The following is a 16,248-nucleotide window of genomic DNA, read 5'->3' as shown; positions in this document are numbered from 1 at the left end:
CTACCCTAGATCGAAGCGCTTCGACAGAATGACCCGCGCCGACGGCTCGGCGACGTCGGTCCTGACGGTGAGCTTGTCGCCCTCCCAGGTGTAGGACCAGCCGTCGGCCTCGGCCGGAAAGACAGGGCGGATGTCCCCGGGCGGCCCCGCGATCGTCACCTCGGCAGGCCCGGCCGACCGATGCCACAACGCCAGGTAGGTCGACTCCGGACCGGTCAGACCGAGTACCACCCACTCGTCGTCCCACTCGGGGAGACCGAGCGGCCAGATCGGCACGAGCGAGTCGAGTTCACGCAGTAGGTCGCGGTGCGCGGCCAGCGCCGAGCGAACCAGTTCCAGTTCGGCGGCGGTCATCTGGTTGAGGTGACCGGACAGATAAAGCCGGCCGAGTACGCCGTTCACCAGCGCGAGCGTGAACTCCTCGCGCGTGGTCCCGCTGATCGGGTACGCCCAGTGCCCGGCTTGCTCAGGCAGTACGGCGGCCGGCGCCGCGGCGCTGATTGTTGCGTAGAGCAACGGGTTCTGCTGGTCCGAGGTGGATTGCAGATGCAGACGGGACAGCATCGCGTAGTCCATCCGCATCGCCCCGGACGCGCAGTTCTCGATCAGCAGTTCCGGATGCCGCGCCTGCATGCGTCGAGCCAGTCGAGCAAGGCCCGCTGGTGTTCGAGCAGTCCGTGGCCGAGCGAGGTACCGCCCTTGTCGGTGCCCGGACCGGTCATCGTGTTGTTGTCGAACTTGAAGAAGCCGATGCCGAAGTCGGCCACGAGTCGGTCGACGGTGTCGTCGAGATGTTGGCGTGCCAACGGGCTGCGCAGGTCGAGCAGGTAGCGGCCGTGCTCGGCGACCCGGATGCCTTGGCGGGTAAGGAAGGCGTCGTCGGGCAGTTCGCGGGCGATCGGTGCGTCGACGCCGATCACCTCGGGTTCGAGCCAGAGGCCGGGGACCATTCCGCGTTGGTGAATCCGATCGATCACCTCGCCGAGCCCGCCGGGGAAGCGGGTGGTCGAGGGCTGCCAGGCGCCGACGGTGCTCCACCAGTCGCGCTCGGCGTACCAGCCGGCGTCGATGCAGAAGTAGTCCGCGCCGACCTCGGCGGCGGCGTCGATGAGCGGAAGTAGCTTCTCGGTCGTTGGGTCACCCATCAACGTGTTCATGTAGTCGTTGAAGATCACCGGCATCCGGTCGTCGACCGGCCGGCGCTTCCGCACCGCACGCCGCTGGCGGGTCAGCGCCGCGAAGACGCTGTCCCGATCCGTTCCTGTGACCAGCGAGACCGGCACCGTCGCAAAGGGCTCGTCCGCGGTCAGGCGCACGGTCCACTGGTGCTCCTGGGACGTCGGCCCGCTGAGCAGGAGATAGCCGCCGCGACGGTTCTCGCCGAGCTCGTAGTGCCACGGTCCGTTGTGTTCGATCTGCCATCCGAGGGCGTACGACGTACCGACGAGGACCCCGACCGGCAGTCGCTCACCGGTCGACCACGAGCCGGTGCTGGTGACGGCATGCCGGCTCTTCGACACCGGGTAGTGCGGATCGCGGACGATCTGCGGTACGCCGCCCGCGCGCAGCGGCTGCACCGACCAGCGGTTCTCGGCCATCCAGTCGTTGGCCGCCGAGTACAGGTCGGCGTCGACGGAATCCAGGCCGATGACCAGAGACGAGAGGAAGTCCAGCACGAGTTCGCCCGGCCGGGTGAGCGATGCCTCCGACCAGGCCCGTACGCCGGCTCCGGCCTCGAAGACGCTCGTCACCCGGAGACCCGTGTCGGCGTCTTCCTGGACGATCCGCAGTGTGGAGCCGGCGTCCTCGTGGGTGACGTAGCGCAGGCGCCGGCCGAGGATCGTGTCGACATGGCGGTTCGTGCCAGGGGAACGGCCGTACCCGAGCGCGGAGACCTCGACCAGCGGTTGGCTCCCGGGTTCAGTACCGGTGGTCAGCCGCACCGGGCCGTCGTCGAGCGCGAAGGTCAAGGTCAGCTCAGGCGTCCGCCACACGAGGTTCATCGATAAACCTTAGAAGCCTCCGCACTTCCGGCTTCAACTCTCGATCCGCGACGTGGACGGCTCAGCGTGATGCCGAACAGCACCAGCGCGAGCCCGAGAACCTGCCGGAGCGTGAGCACCTCGCCGGACACCAGGACACCGAGCAGTACGCCGGTCACCGGGTTGAGCAGCCCGATCAGTCCGACGGTCGCCGCGCTGAGATGGCGCAGGCCGGTGAACCACGCTGTGAACGCGAGGGCGGTCGCGACCAGGCCGACGTACGCGAAACCGCCGATGGCCTGCAGGTCGAGGTGGGGCGGGGCGCCTTCGAAGATGACCGCGAACGGGATCAGCACCAGGCCGCCGGCGATCAGTTGCCAGGACGTGGTCGCGATCGGGCCGTCGGCACGTCCCCACTTCTTGGCGAGGATGTAGCCGAAGGACGACATGGTCAGGGCGGCGACCGAGGCGGCGACGCCGCGCAGATTCACAGCGGTCGTGCCGGTGCCGAGGAGGAGGCAGACGCCGGCGATTCCTGCCGCGGCGCCGGTGAGGACGGGGACCGTCGGGCGTTCGGCGAGCAGAGCCCAGGCGAAGAGCGCCATCGTGAGCGGCGAGGCGGACATGATCGTCGACGCGAGGCTGACCGGGAGTAGCTGGGACGCCAGGTAAATCAGGGCGAAGAACGCGCCCATGTTGCAGACGCCGAGCAGCAGTGAGCGCCACCACCAGACCCCGCGGGGGAGGCGCCGGGCCACGCAGAGCAGGAGGAGACCTGCGGGCAGTGCACGGAACACCGCGCCGTACAAGGGATGTCCGGTCGGCAGGTACTCGTGCGTGACGAAGTAGTTGGTGCCCCACGCGATCGGCGCGATCGCGGTGACCAGGGTCCAGCGGAAGGTATCTTCCATGGAAGACACTATATCTTCCCAGGAAGATATAGTGGAAGGCGTGACCGATCACGTGGCCAGGATCCAGGCGGAGTGGCAGGCGGAACGGCCGGACGTCGACACCAGCCCCCAGGGGGTGATCGGTCGGCTGCACCGGATCGCGAATCAGCTCACCGGCGAACTGACGCTGCTGTACGCGAAGTACGGGCTGTCCGAGGGGGAGTTCGACGTACTCGCGGCGCTCCGGCGCGCGGGTTCGCCGTACGAGCGGGCGCCGGGGGAGATCGCGCTGCACACGATGGTGACGACCGGCGCGGTGACCAAGCGCGTCGACCGGCTCGAGGCGGCCGGTCTGGTCCGGCGCCGGCGCAGCGACGACGACGGGCGCGGGCGGGTGGTCCGCTTGACCCCGGCCGGGCGCCGGTTGATCGACAAGGCCTTCGCCGCCCACATGGCGAACGAGAAGCGACTGCTGGAGCCGCTGACCGCGGCTCAGCGGGCTCAACTGGAGAGCATTCTCACAGCCTGGCTGGCGCATTTGGAGCCGCCGGATTGAATTGAACGCTTGACAGTGGCGCGGCAAAGTGTGGACCGTTACCTTGCTGACGGCGCAACTTCCTTGAAAGTTTCGGCATCATGGAGGTAGCCCGGGACAAGGCGAAAGTCCCCGCGGTGCTAACGACCCGGCCTCCCCGTCGTTGAACCGTGCAATCACCGCTGTGAGCTCCAGCACCTCCCCGCCTGCCGCTCACGAAGGCTCAGGAGAGTGTGCGTGCACGTCCCTCGGATTGTGATGATCGTCGCGAACGACATCACCAACGACACCAGGGTCCTCAAGGAGGCCGTCGCCCTGGGCAAGGCCGGCTACCAGGTCACGTTGCTCGGCGTGTCCGCGTCCGGCCGGCTGGCCATCGACACGATCGAGTCCGGCGTCGTGATGATCCGGGTGCCCGGCCACTTCGTCCTCCGGGACGAGCGCAACCGCCGGCATCGGCTCCGCCGCGGTCGCCGGTTGTTCGACATCCGGCCCGAGGGAGTCGAGGCGGCCCGGGTCGCCTCCCGGCTGGCGGACCTCAAGGCGGAGCGCGGACGAGCCGCCGCGAGGCGTCGGGCGGGGCAGATCGGCCGTGCTGCCCAGCTGACCGGCGTCGTGAGCCGTTCGTTCAGGCACCGACGGCTGCGGCTGTCCCAGGCAGCGGTGTCGGTTCGCACCTGGTTCGGCGAGACCGAGGCACGGCTGGCCACGAACTTCTGGCAGTGGTGGGACACCTGGCTGCCCAGGCGAAGCGGGCTGGTCAAGTGGCGCTCGGTCATCCCCGAGGCGAACGACTACGAGGCGATCTTCGCCGACCTGATCGACCAGTTGCGCCCGGACGCCCTGCACGCCCACGACATGCACGTCATCGGGGTCGGGTCGCGCGCCGCGGGTCGGGCGGACCTGCGCGGCCGCAGCCTCAAGGTCGTGTATGACGCCCACGAGTACGTCCCCGGCCTCTCGCAGTACGGCGGACGCACGCCGCGGATGATCGCGGCCTGGGCGCAGCACGAGGCCGAGTACATCCGGACCGTCGACCGCGTGGTCACGGTCAGCCCGGCGATCGCCCGCACCCTGCACACACGGCACAAGCTGGACCGTGAGCCGACGGTCGTGATCAACAGCCCGGAGCTGTGCGAGCGCGACAACGGGATCACCGACATCCGCGCCGCGATCGGGCTGGCCGACGACGTACCGCTGCTCGTCTACAGCGGCGGGGTCACGCGGGCCCGTGGCGTCGAGACCGCGATGGAGGCACTGCCGCTCCTGCCCGGCGTCCACCTGGCCGTCGTCTGCGTGCCGCACGCGCGGACGCGTCCCGTCGACGAGCTGCGGGCACTCGGCAAGTCGCTCCAGATCGAGGACCGCGTCCACTACCTCGACCCGGTCGCGCCGAACGACGTGATCCACTTCCTCGGGACCGCGGATATCGGGCTGATCCCGATCCTGCGGTACCCGAGCCACGAGATGGCCCTGCCGAACAAGGTCTTCGAGTACACCTTCGCCGGACTGCCGGTGGTGACCAGCGACATGCCGACGCTCGAGGAGTTCGTCGGCAAGACCGGTATCGGCGAGGTCTTCCAGGCCGAGAACCCGGACTCCCTGGCCGAAGCCGTGAAGACCGTTCTCAAGGACCCGGAGCAGTACCGCGAGCGCGCCGCCGACCCGGGGCTGCGAGCCGAGATGTCCTGGGAGACGCAAGCCGGTCACCTCCGCGACCTGTACGCCGAGCTGGTCGGTGCACCGCCCGCGCCGGAGGACGTCGTACCCCGGCTGGTCCTGGGGCCGAACGGTTCCAAGGCGGCGAAGGCGTGGCTGCAGGACATCGACGGCGCGGAGATCCTGCGGCGTCCGCTGACCTTGCCGGACCTGGACCGCGTGACGCATGTCCTGATGGAGGACTGGCAGTCCGTGCTGGGCAGCGAAGACCTGATCGCCGACCTGCCGCTGCTGACCGCGGCCCGGATCAAGCACGCCGTCGTCGTCTACGGCCGGGTCGACCGTCAGGAAGTCCGGCGCCGGATGCGGGCGTACACCGGCACTGTGTTCGTCACCGACCCGGTGATCGCGGACGCCGTCGAGGGCACGATCTGGTTGCCGCCGGCCGACGAAGGTGCGAAGGTGCTCCGCGACTTCCTGACCGAGTAACTGCCGCCGCGGACGGCACGCGGGGACCCTGCGCGCCCCGCTGGGGACGGGTGGGTAACCTCTGGTGGTCGCAAGGTGAGCCGATAGGAGATGATGCCCACCGTGACCGGACCACAACGCGAGCTCGCGCAGGCGGCGTCGGAGACTGATCCGGCTGTCGCCGGCCTGACCGTTGGGCTCGGTGGGCCGTCCGGACGGTTCGCCCGGCTCGGTTCCTCGTGGTGGACGCCGCTGCGGATCGCGCTCGCGGTGTGCACGATCACCTTCGGGCTCGGCGTGCTGCAGAAGGCGCCGTGTATGGAGGCCGGCTGGGACCGGCAGAGCTGGCGGCCGTTCAAGGCGCTGTGCTACTCCGACATCGGCTTCCTGTACCAGGAGCGCGGTTTCGCGGAGGGCAACCGGCCGTTCCTCGACACCGGCAACTACCCGGTGCTCGAGTACCCGGTGCTCACCGGCGGGTTCATGGAGGTCGCGGCCCGGATCACCTGGCTGTTCACCGGCGATCCGAAGAAGGACATCACCGCCGAGCAGAAGCGCGACACGGCCGGCGTGTTCTTTGTGGTCAACCTGGTGATGCTGTTCATCTGCGCGCTGCTGCTCGTCGGCTTCACCGTCGCGACAGCCCGCGGGGCCGAAACCCGTCCAGGCGCGGCGCGCGGGCAGCCACTGGACGCCCTGTACGTCGCTGCGGCGCCTGTGCTCGCATTGACGTCGACGATCAACTGGGACTTGTTCGCGGTCGCGCTGACAGCGGGCGCGATGTTCGCCTGGTCGCGCGGTAAACCGGTGTGGTTCGGCATCTTGCTCGGGCTCGGGACGGCGGCGAAGTTCTATCCGTTCCTGCTGCTCGGGCCGCTGCTGATCGTCTGCATCCGCGGCCGGAAGCTGTGGCCGTGGTTCCAGGCGGTGATCGCGGCCGGGGTCGCCTGGGGTCTGGTCAACGCGCCGATCTACCTGCTCGCGAAGAACGAGTGGCTGTCGTTCTGGCAGTTCAACGATCAGCGCGAGAGCGACTACGGCTCGATCTGGTACGTCCTGAAGCTCGCCAACCACGAGGTCGCGGACGTCAACCAGCTGAACATCGTGATCTTCGCCGGGCTGTGCCTGTCGATCGCGATCCTCGGGTTGATGGCGCCACGACCGCCGCGGTTCGCGCAGCTGGCGTTCCTCGTCGTGGCGGCGTTCCTGCTGATCAACAAGGTCTACTCACCGCAGTACGTGCTGTGGCTGCTGCCGCTGGTCGCCCTGGCCCGGCCACGGTTGCGTGACTGGCTGATCTGGCAGGCCTGCGAGTGCTTCTACTGGATGCTGGTGTGGATGCATCTCGCCCAGTTCCTGGCGCCTGGGGATCCGCAGGTGCCGGACCGGATCTACTGGTTCTCCGTGATTCTGCGGATGGCCGGCACGCTGTGGCTGATGCTGGTGGTCGCGCGCGACATTCTCCTGCCGGAGAAGGATCCGGTACGGCGAGGTGACCTGGTCGACGATCCGAGTGACGGCGTACCGTCACGGGCTCAGACGCGGCTGGCAACCGCGTCTGCTTCGGCATCCGCTTAGAGCATCAGCTTCGACACGTCGAGGTTGCCGCCGCTGACGACGGCGGCGGTGACGTCGTCGAGCTGGATGCTGCCCTCGAGCAACGCGGCGAAGGGTGCGGCCGCGGCGGGTTCGAGGGCGAGCTTGGTGCGGGACATGACCAGGCGGGTCGCCTCGAGCAGGGCCTCCTCGCTCACGCGGACGACCTGGTCGACGTACTGCTGGATGAGCGGGAAGTTGCGGGTGCCGCAGACCGGTGCGGCGAGGCCGTCGGCGATCGAGCGGGCTGTGGGGAGTTTCTGCGGTTCGCCGGCCTCGAGGCTGCGGCTGACCACGTCGGCCTGCTCGGGCTCGATCCCGATCACCCGGATCTCCGGCTTGACCAGCTTGAGCGCCGTCGCGACGCCAGAAATCAACCCGCCGCCACCGACCGGCACCAGGACGGTGCCGAGGTCGGGCCGGTCTTGCAGCAGTTCCAGCCCGAGGCTCCCGTGTCCGGTGATCACGTCCTCGTCGTCGAACGGGTGGACGCCGGTCAGCTTCCGCTCGTCCTTGATCCGCTCGTACTGCGCCATCAGGTCGCCTTCGACGAGTTCGACCGACGCGCCGTACCCGCGGGCCGCGTCGACCTTCGCCTGTACGGCGGTCTTCGCCATCACGACCGTCGCCGGAACGCCGGCGTCCCGCGCGGCCCAGGCGAGCGCGCCGGCCGCGTTCCCCGCCGAGACGGTGATCACGCCGCGCTCCCGCTCCGCGGCGCTCAGCCGGAGCAGTTTGGTCAGCAGGCCGCGGACCTTGAAGCTGCCGGTCTTCTGGAACAGCTCGGCCTTGAGCACCAGGTCGGCGCCGAAGCGCTCGTTCAGCGCGGACGAGGTCAGCATCGGCGTGCGGTGGATCCGTCCCTCGAGCTCCCGGGCGGCCTGGCGGATGTCGTCGAGTGTCGGCATACCTCAGACCTTAAAAGTCCAGTAAGCCGATCATATTTCGAGACATAGGCTGGAGTCGGTCGCGGGCGCTCTACCGTCGGGGTCATGAGGCCGACGCTGACCGTGATCGTGGATCCCGCCGACCGCTGGATGAGCCGGGCCGCGTGTATCGGGCAGGCGCCGGCGTACGACGAGAGCGCGTCCCGCTGGGAGCAGCGCAAGGCCCGTGAGCTGTGCCTGAAGTCGTGCCCGGTGTTGGAGGAGTGCCGCGAGTGGGCCCGGCGGACGAAGTACACCGGGACGGCCGCGGGCGAGACCCTGCTGTACGGGCGCCGCCGCGGCCATCCGGAGTCGGCCGCGAGCTAGATGCGGCCGACGACCGTCGCGGCCAGCTTGTGCGCGGCTTCCGGGTGCTGGGTGAGGAACAGCTCCGGCTCGATCAGTTCGAGCTCCATCAGGAGGAAGCGGCCGTTGACGACCACACCGTCGACGCGGGCGTACGCCGGTGTCCGCCCGGCGGCCTGCAATGCGGCCCGGGCGCCCTCGAGTACTTCGGCAGTCGGCTCGGCCGGCGTCACGGTACCGCCGAAGTCGTCCTGGACGCGGTAGTCGCCCGCGGCCGGGCGCTTGACCACCGCGTGGGTGAACTCGCCGTCGACGAAGATCAGCGACCACTCGCCGTCGGCGACGATCTCGGGCTGGAAGGGCTGGACGAGGTACACGAGCTCGGGCAGCTCGGTCAGCACCTGGTCGAACTCGGCGGAGCCGGCGACGCCGCGGACGGTGTGCAGGGCGGTCGCGCTGACGGTCGGCTTGACGACGATCTCCTGCCCGTCGAGCCCGCCCACCACCTCGCGGAGGCACGCGCCGGCTGCGACCTGGGACGGCACGATCGCGACGCCGCGCTCGCGGAGCTCGAGCAGGTAGCGCTTGTCGCCGTTCCAGCGGACCAGACCGGAGTCGTTCAGCAGCGGTACGCCGGCCTTGTCGAGCTGTGCGAGCCACTCGGTGAACTCGTCGTACCGCCGGTGGTAGTCCCAGACGGAGCGGAGCAGGACCGCGTCGTACGCCGACCAGTCGACGGACGGGTCGGTCCAGACCTCGGCCACCGGGTCGAGGCCGGCGGTGCGGAGGGCTTCGACGAGCGGGAGGTCGTTCGGGTGCAACTCAGCGTGTTCGGCCGAGGTCGCGAGGGCGATGCGTTTGGTCACGCTCGCCAGTGTTGGCAGGCGACCGGGCGTCAGTCAAACGTGATTCCGCAACGAATCGGCGACGGATCGTGATCGCGCTGACAACGATGACAGCAGCCGCGAGGTAGCTCAGGCCCTGGCGGGTGTCGTGGCCGAAGCTCGCGTAGGCGAGGTACGACGCGATCGGTCCGGCGATCCATTCGGGCCGATGGGCGAGGGCGGCGAGCGCGATCAGCGGGAGGCCGTACCACGGGTAGGTCGGCGTGGCGACGAGCAGCGCGGCCCCGTACAGCCAGCAGCAGGTGAGAGCCAGTGGGTCGCGTTTGGTGCGGTAGAAGGCGAGTACGGCGAGGGTCAGCGCGAGGAGCGCGGCGACGAGTTGGCGGGCCTCAGGAGGCAGCAGGAGCGCGAGAATCGCCGATCTGGAGCTGCCGTCGTCGAACCCTTCCTGGTTGAGGTAACCGGGCAGGAAGCCGAGCACCAAGGTGCCGACGGCAAGGATGTGCGGGACGTACGACGCGATGAAGGTGCTGAGCGCAACGATCGGGCGTCGGGTGCGGAATGCCGGGAGCAGCAGGAGGGGGAGGAGTTTGACGCTGCCGGCGGCGCCGAGGAGGACGGCGGCCAGCTTCGGGCGCCTGGCGGTGGTGATGACGGCGGCCGTGATGAGGAGGGCGGCGAGTAGGTCGACGTGGGCGGCGTTGGCTGCTTCAAGGGCGACGATCGGTGACCAACCCCACAAGGCTGCCCAGCGTGGGTTTTGCACGGCGAGTAGCCAGGTGAGTGCGATTGCGATCAATGCGGCGGCTATCTGGAGGCCGAGGGTGCCGGCTGACCAGGGTGTGACCAGCGCGACGACGGTGAAGTAGGCCTGTGCCACTGGGGGATAGATCGTGGGGACAAGCGGCCGATTGATGCGTGTGCGTGGGTCGTCGGTGGGATCCTGCGGGGTCTGTTGTGTCACCCCGGACTTCTCGGTCGGTGACAAGCCCGGGAAGAGGATGGGGTCCCGCAGCTGCGCCAGAGCGTCGTCCAAAGGCACCCGCGCGTACGGCGAATGCCCGGCCAACTGCACGCGCCCGTCCCACACGTACCGGTAGGCATCCGTGCTGGTGATCGGCGCGTGAGTCAGCCCGGGCAGCTGGCACAGCCCTGCGACGATCACCACTCCGGCAACCGTCAAACCACGCCCGAACCGCCAGACAACCACGGCAACGGCGATGGTGCCGATTGCCAGCACCACGTTCGGCCACCAGCCGGCCTGTGCCGAATAGATGACGGCTGCAGAAGCTGCGATGGCGACTACTCCTGCGAACGTGCGCATCAGGCGGCGTCGCGGGGGACAGGGTTCCGGCGCAGGGTGAGGAAGGCGCGGCGGCCGGCTCGCCAGTCTTCGGTGGGGTGGAGGTTCGCGGTCTGGGCGTGTTTGATGAGTGCGCGGGTGCCGACTCTTGCCCAGGGCAACGGAGTGGAGCGGCGGCCGGTGGAGCTGCGGAGGACGATCGGGGCGGTGTCGTCGACGTCGTCGTTCGGGTCGACCTCGACCAGCACGAGCCCGTCGGGCCGGACGAGCTCCGCGCAGCGGCGAAGCAGGTCGACCGGGTCGCCACCGATCCCGATGTTCCCGTCCATCAGCAGCACACTGCCCCAACGCCCCTCGCCCGGCAGCCGATCCTGCACCGGACGATGGAGCGCGGCCGCACCTCGCGACGTCGTGAGAGAGACCGCACGCGGTGAGACATCCACGCCGAGTGCGGGGATCCCACGTTCGGCCAGCGCGGTCACGATCCGCCCGGGTCCGCAGCCGATGTCGAGCACGGGACCTTCACAGCGGCTCAGAGCAAGCCGGTCGATCTCGTCCGCCGGCGCCGTCCAGCGATCGAGCTCGGACAGCGTCGGCACGGTCCGTCCATCGATGCCAGTAGCAACGACTCTCGCAGTACCGCCGAGGGCTTGCTCGAACAGCAGGCCGGGATGCGCCGCGTGCTGCAGCCGTCGATACAGCCTCGACACCCGCAACGCAGGGAACTCGGCAGCGAGGTACGCCGCGTCGCGGGGCGTGTCCATGTCGCGCAACGTGGGCAGCATCCGCACCCGGAGACCGAGATCCTGCAACCGCTGCAGCTGATCGCGTCCGGTGTGATCGGTTGACATCGGTACGCCGAGGAGCGCGCGGCGGTCCGGTGTTCGTAGCCCGAGGCACCAATACCCGCCGTCCTCGGTCAGCCCCAGCACCGCGTCGTACCCGGACCAGTGGAACCCGAGCAGCTCGGGCTGCAACTGCGGCGTATCCATCCCCACGAGCAGCATCGGCGAACCGTCGTACGCATCCTCGAAGGCCGCCGCGATCCGCTCGTCCAACCCGTCGCCACGCTGCCCGACAACCGTGAACCCGGCCGGCAACCACGGCCCTGGATCGCCCTCGAGCGCCAGAACCCGCCGCGACGCACGGGCCGCCCGCACCGCGCCCAGTGTGTCGACGAGCGACGCCCGAGCCAACGCCGCCGCCTCTTGTGCGGTGAACTCGCTCTGCAGCCGTGTCTTGACGCGCCCCGGCACCGGCTCCTTCGCGATGACGATCAACGTCCCCTTCACCGCGCAAGGACCTTCGACATGTCGAGTACGGCGCGGGCCGCGCCAAGCGGCGTACCCGTCACCTTCGAGCGGCCCGAGCGGGGCAGGTAATCCACGTCGACCTCGGCGATCCGCCAGCCCGCATCGGCCGCCCGCACCACGGTCTCCAACGGATATCCGGACCGTCGATCCGTCAACCCCAGCCCGAGCAGAGCCGTACGACGGCCAGCCCGCATCGGACCGAGATCGTGCAGAGCAACGCCGGTACGGCGCCTGATCCGCCGGGACAGCTCGACGTTGGCGAGGCGGAGATGCCACGCCCAGGTGCCCCGTGTCACCGGGCGCCGGCGACCGACGACGAGGTCGGCGCGATCGTCAAGGACGGGCGCGGTCACCCGGTTCAACTGCTGCGGATCGAGCGAGGCGTCGGCGTCCATCACGGCGACCACATCGGCCTCGGCCGCTTCCAGGCCGGCGTGACACGCAGAGCCGTACCCCTTGATCTCGCAGTGCACGACCGTGGCGCCGAGCCGGGCGGCGACCTCGGGGGAGCCGTCGGTGGAGCCGTTGTCGACGACGATGGCGTGGATGCCGCCTGGGAGCCGTTCGAGGATCCAGGGCAGGGCAGCCGCCTCGTTCAGACACGGCAGGACGAGATCGACGGACATGCTTCGACGGTAAGGACGAACGCGTCGGCGCGGTGGCAGAACGCGGCTACGGATCGCTTACGTCGTACTGCGTTCCGGCGCTGGTGCCGCCTCGCGCCGACCGGACGATCTACGCTCTGAGCGTGGCTACTCGTGTTCTCGTCGTCGATGACGACCCGACCGTGTCCAACGTCGTCTCCGCGTACCTGACCAAGGCCGGGTACGACGCTCGCGTGGTGGCGGACGGCGTGTCGGCGGTCGAGGTCTGGCAGCAGTGGAAACCGTCCGTCGTCGTACTGGACGTGATGCTGCCCGGACTGTCCGGCCTCGAGGTACTGCGCCGGATGCGCGCGGCCGACGACGGCGCCGCAGTGATCATGCTGTCGGCGCGCGGCGAGGAGGAGGACCGGCTGGTCGGACTCGAGGTCGGCGCGGACGATTACGTCGTCAAGCCGTTCAGCCCGCGTGAGCTGACATTGCGGGTCCAGGCGATGGTGCGGCGCGAGGAGCGGCTGGCCGGGCTCGACCTGACGCCGACCAAGCTGAGCGCCGGGCCGGTCATGGTCGACACCGCGGCGCGACGCGCGTACCTGAACGGCGACGAGTTGTCGCTGACGCACCGCGAGTTCGACCTGCTCGCGTACCTCGTCTCGCATGCGGGTAAGGCCTACACGAAGGCCGAGCTGCTGCGACGGGTGTGGGGCTGGGACTTCGGTGACTCGTCGACGGTCACCGTGCACGTACGGCGGTTGCGGGAGAAGATCGAAGCCGATCCGTCGGATCCGAAGCTGGTGCTGACCGTGCCGCGCACCGGGTATCTGTTTGCGGGCGACGCAGCATGAACAAGGACATGTTCACGATCTTCGCGCTCACCACGCTGTGGACGTTGGTGGTGGCGGCGGTCGGCGCGGCGGTTCTGTGGCAGTTCCGGCGGCGCTCGTTGCGGGTCACGCTGATCGTCGCGGGGCTCGCGCCGATGGCGGCCGCGCTGGCCGCAGTACTGCAGAGCGTGCGGGCGATGTTCATCTCCGAGCACGACTCGTGGGTGGTGCTGTGGACGCTCGCGTTCGCCGCGCTGCTCGGGCTGGCGATGACGGTGATTCTCGGGCACTGGATCACCACGGGGTCGCGTAACGTCGGGCGGCGGTTGCGCCAACTCGGTACGTCCTACGACGCGCCGGAAGCTCTGACCGGGGCGGTGCCCGCCGAGCTGGCCGACCTGACGAACGAGCTGGAGATGACGCGGAAGAAGCTGGCAGCGTCGCACGAGCGTGAGCGGGCGTTGGAGGCGAGCCGGCGGGAGCTGGTCGCGTTCATGTCGCATGATCTGCGGACGCCGCTGGCCGGGCTGCGGGCTGTGTCGGAGGGGCTCGAGGACGGCGTGATCGACGACGTACCGGGTGCGTTGCGGCAGATGCGGTCGACGGTCGATCGGATGACCGGGCTCGTGGACGACCTGTTCGAGCTGTCGCGGTTGTCGGCGGCGCCGTTGCCGACGCGTCGGTCCGCGGTCAGTCTGCGTGAGCTGGCCGAGGACGTCGCGGGGGAGAACAACGAACACGCGCGGGCTTCGGGCGTTTGCCTCAAGTTGTCGACGCCTGTGGACGACGATCGGCTCGCCGTACAAGGGGATCCGGACGAGTTGACGCGCGCGGTGACGAACCTGGTCGGCAACGCGATCCGGCACACGGCGTCCGGCGGCACGGTGACGCTCGCGGTCGATCGCGAGACGGACGGGCGCGTGCGTCTGGCCGTCACCGACGCGTGCGGCGGCATCCCGGACGACGACCTGGAGCGCGTCTTCGACATCGGCTGGCGCGGCGACGAGCAGCGCACGCCGTCGCCGGCCGTGGCCGACCATTCGAGTGGCGGCGGCCTGGGGCTGGCGATCGCGCGCGGCGTGGTCGAGTCCCACGACGGCAGCATTGGCGTGACCAACGTCGACGGCGGGTGCGCCTTCCAGATCGACCTACCGCCGGTTGCCACTCACAACTAGATCGCGTAGTCCGGTGGCCAGGTCGTAGACCGGCTTCCAGCCGAGGTCGTGCTTCAGCCGGTCCGAGGACGCGGTGATGTGGCGGACGTCGCCGAGACGGTACTGACCGGTGATGACCGGGCTCGGGCCGCTGTGAGCCAGCTCGGTGGCCAGGTCTCCGATGGTGTGCACGGTGCCGCTGCCGACGTTGTAGGCGGTGAAGGACGGCTGGTGGGGGAGCGCGGCGGCTGACATGGTGACGGCGGTTGCGATGTCGCGGACGTGGACGAAGTCGCGGCGCTGACGGCCGTCCTCGAAGACGCGGGGCGCTTCGCCTCGTTCGAGCGCCGAGCGGAAGATCGCGGCGACTCCGGCGTACGGCGTGTTCCGGGGCATGCCGGGGCCGTAGACGTTGTGGAAGCGGAGTGCGGTGACGCGGCCGTCGGTCTCGCGAGCCCATGTGGCGGCTAGGTGTTCGCCGCTGAGCTTGCTGGTGGCGTAGGCGTTCCGCGGATCGAGTACGGCGTCTTCGGTGACGAGACCGGGGTGGAGCGGCGCGCCGCAGTACGGGCAGGGCGGCTCGAAGCGGCCGGCGTCCAGATCATCGGTACGGCGGGGGCCGGGCGCGACCTGACCGTGTTCGTCACACTCGTAGCGGCCTTCGCCGTACACGACCATCGAGCTGGCGTAGACGAGGTGGCGGACGTTCGCGTGAGCGAGGGCCTTGAGGAGGATCGCCGTACCGAGGCTGTTGGTGGAGACGTAGTCGTCGATGTCGTCGAGGTGGACGCCGAGTCCGACCTTTGCGGCGAGATGGATGACTGTGTCGATGCCCTCGAGCGCCTGGGCGACGCAGTCGGCGTCGCGGATGTCACCGACGATCAGGCCGGGGCGAGGCGTGGGTTTGTGGGCGTGGACGTCCGGGCGGAACGAGTCCAGGACCGTGACCTCGTGGCCCTCGGCAACTAGTTGGTGATGGACGTGTTGCCCGATGAAGCCGGCGCCGCCGGTGAGCAGAACTCTCATCGGGCCGCCGCCGTACCGTCGAGGGCGTGGTGGCAGCTGCAGTCCGCGTCGGGCTTGGGGAGCTGGCTGATCACGTCCTTCAGCAGGTCCTGCAGCCGCTCGATGCTGTGCTTGAACGCTTCGAAGACCTCGGCCTGTGTGACGCCGCCGCCGGTCTCGACGCCCGCGTCGTGGTCGGTCACGACGGCGATCGACGTGTAGCAGAGGGCGAGCTCGCGCGCGATCGCGGCCTCGGGTGCGCCGGTCATGCCGACGACCGACCAGCCTTGGGCCGCGTGCCACTGCGACTCGGCCCGGGTCGAGAATCGCGGGCCGTTGATCACCACCATCGTGCCATTGGGTACGACGTTGCCGCTGGCAATCACCGTGTCACGACCGACGGGGCAGTACGGGTCGGCGGCCGCGGTGTGGACGACCGGGTGCACGTCGTACACCGTGTGGCCTCGGCCCCAGGTGCGATCGACGTACTGGTCCGGGACGACGAAGGTGCCGGGAGTGAGCTCGGGCTTCAACGAGCCGACTGCGCACGGGCCGAGGACCTGGCTGACGCCGAGTTCGCGCAGGGCCCAGAGGTTCGCGCGGTAGTTGACGCGATGCGGCGGGAACCGGTGGTCGGCGCCGTGCCGGGGGATGAACGCGACCTGGCGGCCGTTGAGATCCCCGACCACCGGCGGCTCGCTGGGTGCGCCGAACGGGGTGTCGAGCTCGATGGTTTCCGCGTCGGTGAGGAACGAGTAGAACCCGGAACCGCCGATCACGCCGATGTCAGCCATGGCCCCGACGCTAGTAGCGGCGAGCGAGGCGATCGGCGAATCCGGG

At 69.3% G+C, this 16,248-nt stretch carries 16 protein-coding genes; 6 read left to right on the top strand and 10 right to left on the bottom strand.

Features of this window, described 5'->3' with window-relative positions:
* The 3 genes from FDA38_RS43495 to FDA38_RS30765 are packed head-to-tail and all read right to left on the bottom strand — an operon-like array spanning position 1 to position 2,893.
* Positions 1-633 carry an alpha-amylase family protein gene (locus tag FDA38_RS43495; RefSeq protein ID WP_137257595.1) on the bottom strand — a complete coding sequence of 211 codons (633 nt, stop codon included), beginning with the start codon at positions 631-633 and terminating at the stop codon, positions 1-3.
* Positions 606-2,003 carry a glycoside hydrolase family 36 protein gene (locus FDA38_RS43490; RefSeq protein WP_137257594.1) on the bottom strand — a complete coding sequence of 466 codons (1,398 nt, stop codon included), beginning with the start codon at positions 2,001-2,003 and terminating at the stop codon, positions 606-608. The genes FDA38_RS43495 and FDA38_RS43490 overlap by 28 nt, the downstream gene beginning before the upstream one ends.
* On the bottom strand, positions 2,000-2,893 hold the full coding sequence (locus tag FDA38_RS30765; RefSeq protein ID WP_137257593.1) for a DMT family transporter: 894 nt from the start codon (positions 2,891-2,893) through the stop codon (positions 2,000-2,002). The genes FDA38_RS43490 and FDA38_RS30765 overlap by 4 nt, the downstream gene beginning before the upstream one ends.
* A 40-nt stretch (positions 2,894-2,933) precedes the next feature.
* Here FDA38_RS30765 and FDA38_RS30760 point away from each other — a divergent pair, with 40 nt between their 5' ends.
* From FDA38_RS30760 to FDA38_RS30750, 3 genes are all read left to right on the top strand, one after another.
* Positions 2,934-3,428 carry a MarR family winged helix-turn-helix transcriptional regulator gene (locus FDA38_RS30760; RefSeq protein ID WP_233715017.1) on the top strand — a complete coding sequence of 165 codons (495 nt, stop codon included), beginning with the start codon at positions 2,934-2,936 and terminating at the stop codon, positions 3,426-3,428.
* A 216-nt stretch (positions 3,429-3,644) separates the two neighbouring features.
* Positions 3,645-5,555, top strand: coding sequence for a glycosyltransferase family 4 protein (locus FDA38_RS30755; RefSeq protein WP_137257591.1), 1,911 nt, complete (start codon positions 3,645-3,647; stop codon positions 5,553-5,555).
* Positions 5,556-5,648: 93 nt separating this feature from the next.
* Positions 5,649-7,112 carry a glycosyltransferase family 87 protein gene (locus tag FDA38_RS30750; protein WP_137257910.1) on the top strand — a complete coding sequence of 488 codons (1,464 nt, stop codon included), beginning with the start codon at positions 5,649-5,651 and terminating at the stop codon, positions 7,110-7,112.
* Here the strand turns inward: FDA38_RS30750 and FDA38_RS30745 are convergent.
* Positions 7,109-8,038 (bottom strand): threonine ammonia-lyase, encoded by a 930-nt coding sequence (locus FDA38_RS30745; protein ID WP_137257590.1) that lies wholly within the window; start codon positions 8,036-8,038, stop codon positions 7,109-7,111. The genes FDA38_RS30750 and FDA38_RS30745 overlap by 4 nt on opposite strands.
* 84 nt (positions 8,039-8,122) lie before the next feature.
* Here FDA38_RS30745 and FDA38_RS30740 point away from each other — a divergent pair, with 84 nt between their 5' ends.
* A complete protein-coding gene (locus tag FDA38_RS30740) occupies positions 8,123-8,383 on the top strand; it encodes a WhiB family transcriptional regulator (protein WP_137257589.1) in 261 nt (86 codons plus the stop codon).
* On the opposite strand, the gene FDA38_RS30735 is transcribed toward FDA38_RS30740, so the two are convergent.
* From FDA38_RS30735 to FDA38_RS30720, 4 genes are read right to left on the bottom strand one after another with little or no spacing between them, the layout of a single operon-like run.
* On the bottom strand, positions 8,380-9,228 hold the full coding sequence (locus FDA38_RS30735; RefSeq protein WP_137257588.1) for an ATP-grasp domain-containing protein: 849 nt from the start codon (positions 9,226-9,228) through the stop codon (positions 8,380-8,382). The genes FDA38_RS30740 and FDA38_RS30735 overlap by 4 nt on opposite strands.
* Positions 9,185-10,531 (bottom strand): glycosyltransferase 87 family protein, encoded by a 1,347-nt coding sequence (locus tag FDA38_RS30730; RefSeq protein WP_137257587.1) that lies wholly within the window; start codon positions 10,529-10,531, stop codon positions 9,185-9,187. The genes FDA38_RS30735 and FDA38_RS30730 overlap by 44 nt, the downstream gene beginning before the upstream one ends.
* Positions 10,531-11,802, bottom strand: coding sequence for a DUF2064 domain-containing protein (locus tag FDA38_RS42745; protein ID WP_202877904.1), 1,272 nt, complete (start codon positions 11,800-11,802; stop codon positions 10,531-10,533). The genes FDA38_RS30730 and FDA38_RS42745 overlap by 1 nt, the downstream gene beginning before the upstream one ends.
* Positions 11,799-12,449 carry a glycosyltransferase family 2 protein gene (locus FDA38_RS30720; protein ID WP_137257586.1) on the bottom strand — a complete coding sequence of 217 codons (651 nt, stop codon included), beginning with the start codon at positions 12,447-12,449 and terminating at the stop codon, positions 11,799-11,801. The genes FDA38_RS42745 and FDA38_RS30720 overlap by 4 nt, the downstream gene beginning before the upstream one ends.
* Positions 12,450-12,571: 122 nt before the next feature.
* On the opposite strand from FDA38_RS30720, the gene FDA38_RS30715 reads away from it, so the two are divergent.
* Both FDA38_RS30715 and FDA38_RS30710 read left to right on the top strand, forming a co-directional pair.
* A complete protein-coding gene (locus FDA38_RS30715; protein ID WP_137257585.1) occupies positions 12,572-13,270 on the top strand; it encodes a response regulator transcription factor in 699 nt (232 codons plus the stop codon).
* Complete coding sequence (locus tag FDA38_RS30710; protein ID WP_137257584.1) at positions 13,267-14,424, top strand: sensor histidine kinase; 1,158 nt, start codon at positions 13,267-13,269, stop codon at positions 14,422-14,424. The genes FDA38_RS30715 and FDA38_RS30710 overlap by 4 nt, the downstream gene beginning before the upstream one ends.
* Here FDA38_RS30710 and FDA38_RS30705 read toward each other — a convergent pair.
* Both FDA38_RS30705 and FDA38_RS30700 read right to left on the bottom strand, forming a co-directional pair.
* Positions 14,398-15,429 (bottom strand): NAD-dependent epimerase/dehydratase family protein, encoded by a 1,032-nt coding sequence (locus tag FDA38_RS30705; RefSeq protein ID WP_137257583.1) that lies wholly within the window; start codon positions 15,427-15,429, stop codon positions 14,398-14,400. The genes FDA38_RS30710 and FDA38_RS30705 overlap by 27 nt on opposite strands.
* Positions 15,426-16,202 (bottom strand): S-methyl-5'-thioadenosine phosphorylase, encoded by a 777-nt coding sequence (locus tag FDA38_RS30700; protein ID WP_137257582.1) that lies wholly within the window; start codon positions 16,200-16,202, stop codon positions 15,426-15,428. The genes FDA38_RS30705 and FDA38_RS30700 overlap by 4 nt, the downstream gene beginning before the upstream one ends.
* Positions 16,203-16,248: the final 46 nt, after the last annotated feature.

The organism is Kribbella jiaozuonensis (assembly GCF_005233875.1).
In the GTDB taxonomy this organism is placed as follows: Bacteria; Actinomycetota; Actinomycetes; order Propionibacteriales; family Kribbellaceae; genus Kribbella; species Kribbella jiaozuonensis.
Note: the sequence above shows the minus strand (reverse complement) of the source record. Positions and strands in the feature narration are given on the sequence as shown.

Coding starts and splice junctions, on each gene's coding strand:
- FDA38_RS30710 (WP_137257584.1), top strand. CDS start 13,267: ATGAACAAGGACATGTTCACGATCTTCGCGCTCACCACGCTGTGGACG.
- FDA38_RS30765 (WP_137257593.1), bottom strand. CDS start 2,893: ATGGAAGATACCTTCCGCTGGACCCTGGTCACCGCGATCGCGCCGATC.
- FDA38_RS30745 (WP_137257590.1), bottom strand. CDS start 8,038: ATGCCGACACTCGACGACATCCGCCAGGCCGCCCGGGAGCTCGAGGGA.
- FDA38_RS30750 (WP_137257910.1), top strand. CDS start 5,649: ATGCCCACCGTGACCGGACCACAACGCGAGCTCGCGCAGGCGGCGTCG.
- FDA38_RS30720 (WP_137257586.1), bottom strand. CDS start 12,449: ATGTCCGTCGATCTCGTCCTGCCGTGTCTGAACGAGGCGGCTGCCCTG.
- FDA38_RS30705 (WP_137257583.1), bottom strand. CDS start 15,429: ATGAGAGTTCTGCTCACCGGCGGCGCCGGCTTCATCGGGCAACACGTC.
- FDA38_RS43490 (WP_137257594.1), bottom strand. CDS start 2,003: ATGAACCTCGTGTGGCGGACGCCTGAGCTGACCTTGACCTTCGCGCTC.
- FDA38_RS43495 (WP_137257595.1), bottom strand. CDS start 633: ATGCAGGCGCGGCATCCGGAACTGCTGATCGAGAACTGCGCGTCCGGG.
- FDA38_RS30730 (WP_137257587.1), bottom strand. CDS start 10,531: ATGCGCACGTTCGCAGGAGTAGTCGCCATCGCAGCTTCTGCAGCCGTC.
- FDA38_RS30700 (WP_137257582.1), bottom strand. CDS start 16,202: ATGGCTGACATCGGCGTGATCGGCGGTTCCGGGTTCTACTCGTTCCTC.
- FDA38_RS30740 (WP_137257589.1), top strand. CDS start 8,123: ATGAGGCCGACGCTGACCGTGATCGTGGATCCCGCCGACCGCTGGATG.